At 65.0% G+C, this 9,148-nt stretch carries 8 protein-coding genes; 6 read left to right on the forward strand and 2 right to left on the reverse strand.

Annotated features, from left to right (window positions below; genetic code table 11):
- Window positions 1-261 precede the first annotated feature (261 nt).
- Window positions 262-1,743 carry a sodium:solute symporter family protein gene (locus NH448_RS01805; RefSeq protein ID WP_045992102.1) on the reverse strand — a complete coding sequence of 494 codons (1,482 nt, stop codon included), beginning with the start codon at window positions 1,741-1,743 and terminating at the stop codon, window positions 262-264.
- A 270-nt stretch (window positions 1,744-2,013) separates the two neighbouring features.
- On the opposite strand from NH448_RS01805, the gene NH448_RS01810 reads away from it, so the two are divergent.
- On the forward strand, window positions 2,014-2,910 hold the full coding sequence (locus NH448_RS01810) for a LysR family transcriptional regulator (RefSeq protein ID WP_045992101.1): 897 nt from the start codon (window positions 2,014-2,016) through the stop codon (window positions 2,908-2,910).
- 13 nt (window positions 2,911-2,923) lie between these two features.
- Here NH448_RS01810 and NH448_RS01815 read toward each other — a convergent pair whose 3' ends face one another.
- Window positions 2,924-4,132 (reverse strand): M24 family metallopeptidase, encoded by a 1,209-nt coding sequence (locus NH448_RS01815; RefSeq protein WP_045992100.1) that lies wholly within the window; start codon window positions 4,130-4,132, stop codon window positions 2,924-2,926.
- Between the two features lie 398 nt (window positions 4,133-4,530).
- On the opposite strand from NH448_RS01815, the gene NH448_RS01820 reads away from it, so the two are divergent.
- From NH448_RS01820 to NH448_RS01840, 5 genes are all read left to right on the forward strand, one after another.
- On the forward strand, window positions 4,531-5,508 hold the full coding sequence (locus tag NH448_RS01820; protein ID WP_045992099.1) for a DctP family TRAP transporter solute-binding subunit: 978 nt from the start codon (window positions 4,531-4,533) through the stop codon (window positions 5,506-5,508).
- Window positions 5,509-5,513: 5 nt separating this feature from the next.
- The gene (locus tag NH448_RS01825; protein ID WP_071211098.1) at window positions 5,514-6,014 is read left to right on the forward strand and encodes a TRAP transporter small permease subunit; all 501 of its coding nucleotides are present in this window, start codon (window positions 5,514-5,516) and stop codon (window positions 6,012-6,014) included.
- Window positions 6,011-7,294, forward strand: coding sequence for a TRAP transporter large permease (locus NH448_RS01830; protein WP_045992098.1), 1,284 nt, complete (start codon window positions 6,011-6,013; stop codon window positions 7,292-7,294). The genes NH448_RS01825 and NH448_RS01830 overlap by 4 nt, the downstream gene beginning before the upstream one ends.
- A gap of 3 nt (window positions 7,295-7,297) precedes the next feature.
- A complete protein-coding gene (locus NH448_RS01835) occupies window positions 7,298-8,071 on the forward strand; it encodes an aldolase/citrate lyase family protein (protein ID WP_052704300.1) in 774 nt (257 codons plus the stop codon).
- Window positions 8,072-8,107: 36 nt separating this feature from the next.
- Window positions 8,108-9,148, forward strand: a 1,041-nt coding sequence (locus NH448_RS01840; RefSeq protein WP_253028361.1) for a thiamine pyrophosphate-binding protein, incomplete at its 3' end; no start/stop codon positions are given.

The following is a 9,148-nucleotide window of genomic DNA, read 5'->3' on the forward strand; positions in this document are numbered from 1 at the left end:
CTCGGACTGCCTCCGATTAGCAGCGATGCCAGGGTTATCGACCCATGAAAGCGTCAAGTTGAGAGGAATATGCTAAAGCGCTTCGCACCAATGATCTGGGTCATGAGAGCAGCCGGTTCTCGGCCATGATGCTCAGGTTTGACCGCGACTATTCGCTGGGTGACGGAGGTTTCACGAGAATGGCCGCCTCGGAAGGCGGCTTGTCTTTTTGCCTAAACCTCAGAACCCTGGTCCTGAGGCGAGTCGGAGGGATGTTTTCGGTCAAGCAGGGTGGTCAGGGAGGGATGCGTTCGGATGGCGGGCATGGGCGCGATGGCTACGGCCGACGAGGGTCACGCCGATATACAGAGCCGACGACACCACGCAGCCGGTCAGCGGACCGATCAACCAGCCCACATCGGCGAACAGCATCATGTAGCCGCTGGTGAAGAAGCCGCCGAGCATGGCCGCCAGCGCCCCCCAGGCCGAGCCCTGCCAGAAGGTCGAGATGAACACCGGGCCGATCAGGCTGGCGAGCAGGGTGCCGGTGCCGAGGATACCGAGCCAGGACAGCATGAAGGGCGGTGCGTAGAGCATCATCAGCAGCGCCAGCACCCCGAGCACCAGCACCGCGGCCCGGTTCAGGCCCAGGACACGCCGTGCCGAAGGCTGGCGTTCGGCAAAGATCGCCAGGCGCAGGTCGTGGGAGACGCTGGAGGCCACGGTGTGCAAAAGGGAGTTGGCGGTGGACTTCATGGCGAAGATGATGAACAAGGTGATGACGCCCTGGATCGCCGGATGCATGAACTGCTCGAGATAGACCGGCATGGCGCTGTCGGGGTCCGCCAGTCCCGGCAGCTTGACCCTGACGTAGAGCCCGACCAGCGGAATCAGACTGAGCAGGCCGCCGAGCACCGCGACGTAGATACCGACCTTGTGCAGCTTGACCTCGGGCTTGAAGGCCAGGAAGCGGATCGCCATGAACGGCAGCACCGCCGCGAACAGAAAGGCGTAGGGCAGGACCAGGAAGACGTTGCCTCGGGAGGCGCCGTAGTGGGCCCCGTTGGTCGGGTTCAGCAGCTCCGGGTCGATGGCGTTCAAGCCGCTTTCCCACTCGTTCACGTCAATGGTGGTCAGCATCTGGATGACGATGATGACCGCCGCCAGGGCCATGCCCCAGACCATGATGGTGTCGGTCCAGGCTACCGCGGCCAGCCCCCCGAGCATGGTGTAGAGGATGATCACCCCGACCATCAGCATGGCGCTCTGGTCGAGCTCGATGCCCAGCCAGCTGGCACCCAGAAGCCCCACCGCCTTGATCTGACTGGTCAGGAAGACCAGTAGCAGCACTACGGTGATGATCGCCGATACCGCCTGCAGCACTCGCCCCATGGCGCCGCCGCCGTGGGACTGGCCGATGTACTCGGGGATGGTGTTGCTGCCCATCTCGATCGCCTTGCGCTGCATGAAGCGGGCGAAGTAGAGCACCGCGATGACCATCGCCGGTGCAAAGAAGAAGTTGCCCAGCACCTCGATGGCACCAAACTGGTAGGTGACCCCGGGCGAGCCCATGAAGCCCCAGCCGCTGAATCCGGTGGCAACGATGGTACCGGCACCGACGAAGGCCCCCAGCGAGCGCCCGGCGACCAGGAAGCCGGCGGCGTCATCCTTGCGCATGCGCCGCGAGGACAGGTAGCCCAGATAGAGCATCAGGCCGAAGGTCATCAGCAGAAGCGCCCAATTGAACAGGGTAAAGGAATCCATGTGCGTCACCTCGGTTGGCGGGCCTTGAGTTCTCGACGCAGGTAGGCTGCACCGGTGTGAATCAGCATGTAGAGCGTTAGAATGGCAAAGGTGGTCAATACCCAGGAGTTCATGAGGAAGCCTCTATTGTTTGTTGTTGGACGTCGACAATCGGCAGTCGTCGAGAGGTAGCGTCGATTTCCATCGACAGATTCAAGGTATTTTCTTGCCGCTGATGCGACCAATAAGAACGACAAATCGATGCATGATCTATGCCAATGAGGCCCCAGGTTGAAGACGATACCGAGTGAGTTATTGCGTACCTTCGTGACCATCAATGAGCTGGGAGGCTTTACCGCGGCAGGAGAGCGCCTGGGGCGTTCCCAGCCCGCCATCAGCCTGCAGATGAAGAAGCTCGAGGAGATGCTGGGTACTCGCCTGTTTCTGCGCGGAAGTCAGCTGGAAATGACCCAGGATGGTGACTATCTCTACCAGGAAGCCAGGGCCATGCTGGCGATCAATGACCGGCTGGTGGAGAAGCTTTGCGGAGGGGGCGTCAGTGGCAAGGTAAGGCTAGGTATTCCCAACGATTTCGAGCTGGCATTTGTGCCGCGAGTGCTGAGGAATCTGGCGCGGGTCTACCCCAATATCGAGGTCGAGGTCGACTGTGAGATCAGCAGGGTCATACTCCAGCGTTTTCACCGGCATCACTACGATATCGCCCTGGTGATGGAGCCGGAAAGGGTCGACGATGATCGCGATGCTCGGGATATCCGGGTAGATGACCTGGTCTGGGTGGTCGGCGACACGGCATTGCTCGAGGGTGAAGCGCCGCTGCCTCTGGTCACCTATCCCCTGGGGTGCCTGTACCGCTCGGCGGCGGAAGCGGCGTTGAGGGCCAGGGCGATGCCCTATCGGGTGAGCTACGCCAGTACCAGCCTGCTCGGTATCTTCACCGCGGTGGAAGAGGGCCTGGGTGTGACCGCCCTGGCGCGCAGCGTCAGCCCCGACCACTTGCACTGCGTGGATGGGGCGGACCGGCTGCCCGAGCTTGGACGGGTGACCTTCGGCCTGCACTACCAGACCGGCGAGCTGTCCGTGGCGGCGCACCACGTGCTGAACTACCTCAGGGCCGGGCTCGCCGACATGGGGGGCGAGCGGCCCCCCATGTCACGTCCCGGCCGGTGATCGCCGGATCGGTTCAACCCACGATGTTGTGCGCCGGCCCGTAGGGGAAGCCGGTGATATTGTCGGCGCCGTCTTCCTTGACCACCAGGATGTCGTGCTCGCGGTAGCCACCGGCGCCGGGCTGGCCTTCGGGAATCATCAGCATGGGCTCCATCGACACCACCATGTTGGGCTCCAGTACGGTATCGATGTCCTCGCGCAGTTCGAGACCCGCCTCGCGGCCGTAGTAGTGGCTCAGGGTGCCGAAGGAGTGCCCGTAGCCAAAGGTGCGGTACTTGAGAACGTCGTGTCTGGCGAAGATCTCGTTGAGCTCGTGGGCGATGTCGCTGCAGCGGGCACCGGGGCGAATCAGCTGCTGTCCGCGCTCATGGACCTCGCAGTTGATTTCCCACAGCCGCAGATGGGCATCGCTTGCGTGCTCGCAGAACAGGGTGCGCTCCAGCGCCGTGTAGTAGCCCGAGATCATCGGGAAGGTGTTGAGGCTCAGGATGTCGCCGGGGCGCACGCGACGGCTGGTGACCGGATTGTGGGCGCCGTCGGTGTTGATGCCGGACTGGAACCATACCCAGGTGTCCATCAGCTCGCTCTGCGGGTAGGTCTTGGCGATCTCGCGCACCATGGCGCTCTGGCCGGCCAGGGCCACCTCGTACTCGGGCACCCCGGCGGCGATGGCGTCGCGTACCGCGACACCGCCCACGTCGGCGATACGCGCCCCCTGACGGATCAGCGCGATCTCTTCGGCGGACTTGATCATGCGCATCTGCATGGTGGGTACGCCGATGTCGACCAGCTCCACCTCGCCAAGGGCGCTTTCCAGCTTGTCGCGGTTGGCCAGGGTCAGATGGTCGAACTCCACCCCGATGCGTCGCTTGCCTTCGCATAGCCGCATGATGGCCTTGAAGAAGTTGTCCTTCTGCCAGTCGGTGTAGACGATGTTGTCGCCCAGACGGTTGCGCCGATACGGTTGGCCGCCGTCGATGTTGGCGGTAACGGTAGTAAAGCCTTCCTGGGTCACCACCAGTCCATAGTCGCGGCCAAAGCGACAATAGACGAAGTCACTGAAGTAATTGATGTTGTGATAGGAGGTCAGGACCACGGCGTCGACCTGCTGCTCGGCCATGTGCTGGCGCAGACGGGCTAGGCGGCCCTGCATCTCGGCGTCGCTGAAGGTGGGGGTGACCTTTTCACCGTTGGGGATCTCGATCAGAGAGGGCAGTTGCATAGGGGCTCCTTGTAATTCTTGGCCGACAGGGCGGTGGTTCTCATCCTGCGCTGGCGCCAGCCTCGACGCTGACCACCACGCTGGATTGACTATCGCCGTGGAGCCGTCAACGGCGCCAATCACAACCGCAAATGCCCCCATTTGCGCCAGAAAAATGGTTCTTGAACAGTGCGTTAAAGGAGTGTCTGGAAGCGCTTGTGGTTGCCGCCCGAGGCCTGTCGAAGGGCCACCCTGACCACTGTCCAATGGCTTTGCATAAATCAGGCTTATGCAAAGCATAAAATCTTGAAAATTGTCTAATACGCCTACCTGGCCGAGTCTCAAGCGACGCCTGTCTTGCCGTTAATAAAGCGGTGGCGGGCCCAGATCACAATCACAATGACTCAACGGGTACCCCCATGACCTCCAGGATGCTCCCCCTGCTGGCGCTTGGCGCCTTCGCCGGTCTTTCCACCTCGGCCCAAGCCCTCGACATCAAGCTCGGCCACGTGCTGGCCCCTACCCATAGCTGGCATATCGCCGCCGAAGGCTTCGCCGACGAGGTGCGCGAGGCCACCGAGGGTCGCGTCAACTTCCAGGTCTTCCCCAGCGGCCAGCTCGGCAACGAAAAGACCATGGTCGAAGGCATGCAGATCGGCAGCGTTCCCGCCGGGGTGATCGGCTGCGGCTCCTTCCAGCCGCTGGACGCCCGCTTCGGCATCGTCGAGCTGCCCTACTCCTGGGCGGACCGCCAGGACGCCTACGCCGCCTACGACGGTGAGCTGGGCGAGGCGCTGGAAGCCATCGCTTCCGACTACAACATGAAGATCCTGTCCTGGTGGGAGAACGGCTTTCGCCACGTCACCAACAACCAGGGCCCGGTCGAGACCCCCGAGGACCTGGCCGGCCTGAAGATCCGGGTAACCCCGGACAAGATGCGCCTGGATACCTTCACCGCGCTTGGCGCGAGTCCGGCCCCGCTGTCCTTCGGCGAGCTCTACTCGGCGCTGCAGCAGGGGGTATTCGACGCCCAGGAAAATCCGCTGTCGATCATCCATTCCTCGTCCTTCTTCGAGGTCCAGGACTACGTCTCGCTGACCGGACACGTATGGGCACCGGCCTGCCTGACCGTCGCCAACAACGTCTGGCAGCGCCTGTCCGAGGACGACCAGGCGGTAGTCCAGCAGTTGGCCGACGCCTGGCGTGACGAACAGCGTCGGATGACCCAGGAGGACGACTCGCGTCTTGTGGCCGAGCTCGAGGCCGAGGGCATGAGCGTCAACGAGGTCGATACCGCGCCGTTCAATGCCGCCGTCCAGGGCGTCTGGGCCGACTACGAAGACGTCTTTGGCAGCGACCTGATGGCGCTGGTGAAGCGCTATCGCGAAGGGCAGTGAGCGCGATGACCGTGCACGGCCTGCTGCATCCCGTGGCGCGTTTCGTCTCGCGCCTGTGCCTGGCGCTGGCCGGCATCGGCGCCGCCCTGCTGGCGGCGCTGGTCGCCTACTCGGTGTTCATGCGCTGGGTGGTGGGGGCACCGCCCCACTGGGCCGAAGAGCTGCCCCAGCTGGTGCTGGTGTGGACCGCGCTGCTGGCCGGCGTGGCCTGCACCTACAAGCGCAGCCACCTGAGCGCCGGACTGATGCCGCTGCTGGTGAGTTCCCCCGCCGTTCGCAGAGGGATCACCCGGGCCACTGACCTGCTGCTGCTGGTGATGCTGCTGTTGCTGGCCAAGGCTGGCTGGGACCTGGCCTGGCTGACCATGAGCCAGACCACCACGGCGCTGCAGCTACCTGCGGGGCTGGTGTATCTGTCGGTGCCGGTGTGCTGCGCCGGCATGGCGCTGGCGCAGTGTGACCATCTGCTGGCGCGCCAGCCGCTGCCACAGGAGGACGCCTCATGACCCTTGGTGCCTTGACCCTGGTGGGCGTCTTCGCCCTGGCGATCCTGATCGACATTCCCATCGCCTTCGGCCTGATCCTGGCGGTGCTGTCCTATCTGCTGATGTTCGGCGCGGCGCCGATGATGGTCTCTGCTCAGCAGTTCGTGGCGGGCATGGAGAGCTTCACCCTGCTGGCCATTCCGCTGTTCGTGATGGCCGCCCAGTTGATGAATCACGCCGGACTGACCCAGCGTCTGGTGCGCCTGTGCATGGCGCTGGTGGGCGACATCCGCGGCGGCCTGGCGGTGGTCGCGGTGCTGGCCTGCATGATGTTCGGGGCGCTGTCAGGCTCTGGCGTGGCCGACGTCATCGCCATCGGCAGCATGCTGCTGCCGGCGATGCAGCGCAGCGGCTATCACCGCGGCTTCAGCAGCGCCCTGGTGGGCACCGCCAGCTCCATCGGCACGGTGATCCCGCCGAGCATCGTGATGATCGTCTACGGCACCACCTCCAACACCTCGGTGGGCAAGCTGTTCATGGGCGGCGTGATCCCCGGCCTGCTTTTGACCCTGGCGCTGGTGGGGGTGGCCATCTATGTGTCACGCCGCAACGGCTGGTCCGGCGGTACCCGGCCCGAGCCCGGCGAGCGCAAGCGTGCCTTTATCGCCGCCCTGCCGGCGCTGTTGGTGCCGGTGCTGATCATCGGAGGCATCCGCTTCGGCGTCTTCACCCCCACCGAAGCCGCCGCCTCGGCCATCGTCTATGCGCTGATCGTCGGCACCCTGGTCTATCGCAGCCTGAGCCTTCGGGACATCGTCGACAGCGTCATTGCCACCGCGGAGACCTCCGGCGCCATCCTGGTCATCATCGGTGCCGCCGGCATGTTCGCCTGGGGCCTGACCTACGAACAGGTGCCCCAGGCCATCGCCACACTGATCGGCGAGATCACCGACAGCCGCTACGGCGTACTGCTGCTGCTGACCGTGGTGTTGCTGGTGCTCGGCTCCTTCATGGAAAGCATCGCCATCATCATCATCGTCACCCCCATCGTCATGCCGCTGTTGGTGCAGTACGGCATCGACCCGGTGCACTTCGGGGTGCTGCTGACGGTGAACCTGGCGATCGGCGCCAACACCCCGCCGCTGGGGGTCGACCTGATGGCCGCCTGCCGCATCGCCGGAATCAGCGTGATGGAGTCGTTGCGCTACCTGGGGCTGATGCTCGGGGCGATGGTCGCGGTACTGCTGCTGATCACCTTTGTGCCCGACATCGTGCTGTTCCTGCCGAACCTGATGGAGTGACCCATGGAGCCCCTGATCCCGACTCCTTCGTCCCGGGCCTCCTCGGCCCAGTCCCCCAAGCCCCTGGCCCAGTGTCGCAGCTGGCTGTTCGTGCCGGGGCATGACCCGGCACGCCTGGACCAGGCGCTGGACAGCGGCGCCGAGGCCATCATCGTCGACCTGGAGGAGTTCACCCCGGCCGCCGATCGCCGCCAGGCCTGCGACGACTTTGTCGCCTTCGCCGAGCGCTGCCGGCAGCACCAGCGGCTGCCCATGGCGCGCATCAACCCGCTGACCCAGGGCGGCAAGGGCGAGCTGGCGGCGCTGATGCGGGCACGACCTGCGGCCATCTTCCTGCCCCAGGTCGAGTCCTCCATGGACATCGTGCTGCTGGCCCTGGCACTGGCCCGCGAAGAGCGTCGCGTCGGCCTCGAACAGGGCTGTACCGCGCTGATACCGACGCTGGAGAGCGCCGCCGGTGTGGGCGCCGCAGCGGAGATCCTCAAGGCAAGTCCAAGGGTAAACGCGGCGCTTCTCGGCAGTGGCGATCTGTCGCGTGATCTGGGCATCGCCGCCGACGCCGAGCCAGGCGAGCGGGCCAGCGTCCTGGCGCCCTGGCGCCAGCGCTTCGTCGACGCCTGCGCCAAGGCCGAGTGTCTGGCCATCGACGGCCCCTGGCCTTACCGCGAGGGCTTCGAGCAAGACCTCGAGTGGGCCATGGCGCGGGGCTTTCGTGCCCGCTGCGTGGTGCTGCCCGAACACATCGCCCCGCTGCACCGCGCCCTGACAGACGCCTGAACCGTCTTTACCAACAACGATATCGAGAACCCTGACATGAGCCTGCCAGCCTCCACGCTTTCGCCAACCACGTCCCTTGCGCGCCGTAATGGCGGCCAGATCCTGATGGGCCAGTTGCGCGCCCACGGCGCCCGCCGGGTCTTTCTGGTGCCAGGGGAAAGCTATCTGCCCTGCATCGACGCCCTCAACGAGCATCGGGGCGCCATCGAGCCCATCGTCTGTCGTCAGGAAAGCGGCGCCGCCTACATGGCCGAGGCCTACGGCAAGCTGACCAACGAGCCGGGCATCTGCTTCGTGACCCGTGGCCCGGGGGCCACCAACGCCTCCATCGGGGTGCATACCGCCTTTCAGGACTCGACCCCGATGATCCTGTTCATCGGCCAGGTAGGGAACGACTTCGTCGAGCGCGAGGCCTTTCAGGAGATCGACTACCGTCGCATGTTCGGCCCCATGGCCAAGTGGGTCGCCCAGATCGATGCCACCGATCGTATCCCCGAGTACATCGCCCGGGCCTATCGCGTCGCCACCAGCGGGCGTCCCGGTCCGGTGGTGCTGGCGTTGCCGGAAGACACCCTGTGGGGCGAGGCCGAGGTGGCCGACGCCCAGCCCATGGCCAAGCTGCATTCCCACCCCGGCGCGGCTCAGCTCGAGGCGCTCAAGGCGCGTCTGGCCGAGGCCGAGCGGCCCTTCCTGCTGATCGGTGGCAGCGGCTGGACGGCACAGGCTCAGGCCCAGATGGCGGCCTTCGCCGAGCGTTTCGATCTGCCGGTGGGGGTGGCCTGGCGCCGGCTCGAGTGCTTCGACCAGCGCGATCCGCGCTTTGTCGGCCACGTCGGCTTCGCCATGGACGACGCCCTGCGCGAGCGGCTTGAGCATAGCGACCTGCTGATCGCCGTCGGCACCCGCATGGGCGAGGCCACCAGCGAAGGCTACTCGTGGATCCAGTCGCCGACTCCGCGCCAGACGCTGGTGCACGTCTACCCGGATCCCGAAGAGCTGGGCCGGGTCTATCATGCCGAGCTTGCCATCAACGCCGACGTGGTGGGCTTCGCCGCCGCCCTGGACGGGCTGGCGCCG

Origin of the sequence: Halomonas sp. OfavH-34-E (genome assembly GCF_024124525.1) — a bacterium.
GTDB classification, from domain to species: Bacteria; Pseudomonadota; Gammaproteobacteria; order Pseudomonadales; family Halomonadaceae; genus Halomonas; species Halomonas litopenaei.

Excerpts from the sequence above, each read along its gene's own strand:
- NH448_RS01805 (WP_045992102.1), bottom strand. The coding sequence starts at position 1,743 with ATGGATTCCTTTACCCTGTTCAATTGGGCGCTTCTGCTGATGACCTTC.
- NH448_RS01815 (WP_045992100.1), bottom strand. The coding sequence starts at position 4,132 with ATGCAACTGCCCTCTCTGATCGAGATCCCCAACGGTGAAAAGGTCACC.
- NH448_RS01820 (WP_045992099.1), top strand. The coding sequence starts at position 4,531 with ATGACCTCCAGGATGCTCCCCCTGCTGGCGCTTGGCGCCTTCGCCGGT.
- NH448_RS01825 (WP_071211098.1), top strand. The coding sequence starts at position 5,514 with ATGACCGTGCACGGCCTGCTGCATCCCGTGGCGCGTTTCGTCTCGCGC.
- NH448_RS01830 (WP_045992098.1), top strand. The coding sequence starts at position 6,011 with ATGACCCTTGGTGCCTTGACCCTGGTGGGCGTCTTCGCCCTGGCGATC.
- NH448_RS01835 (WP_052704300.1), top strand. The coding sequence starts at position 7,298 with ATGGAGCCCCTGATCCCGACTCCTTCGTCCCGGGCCTCCTCGGCCCAG.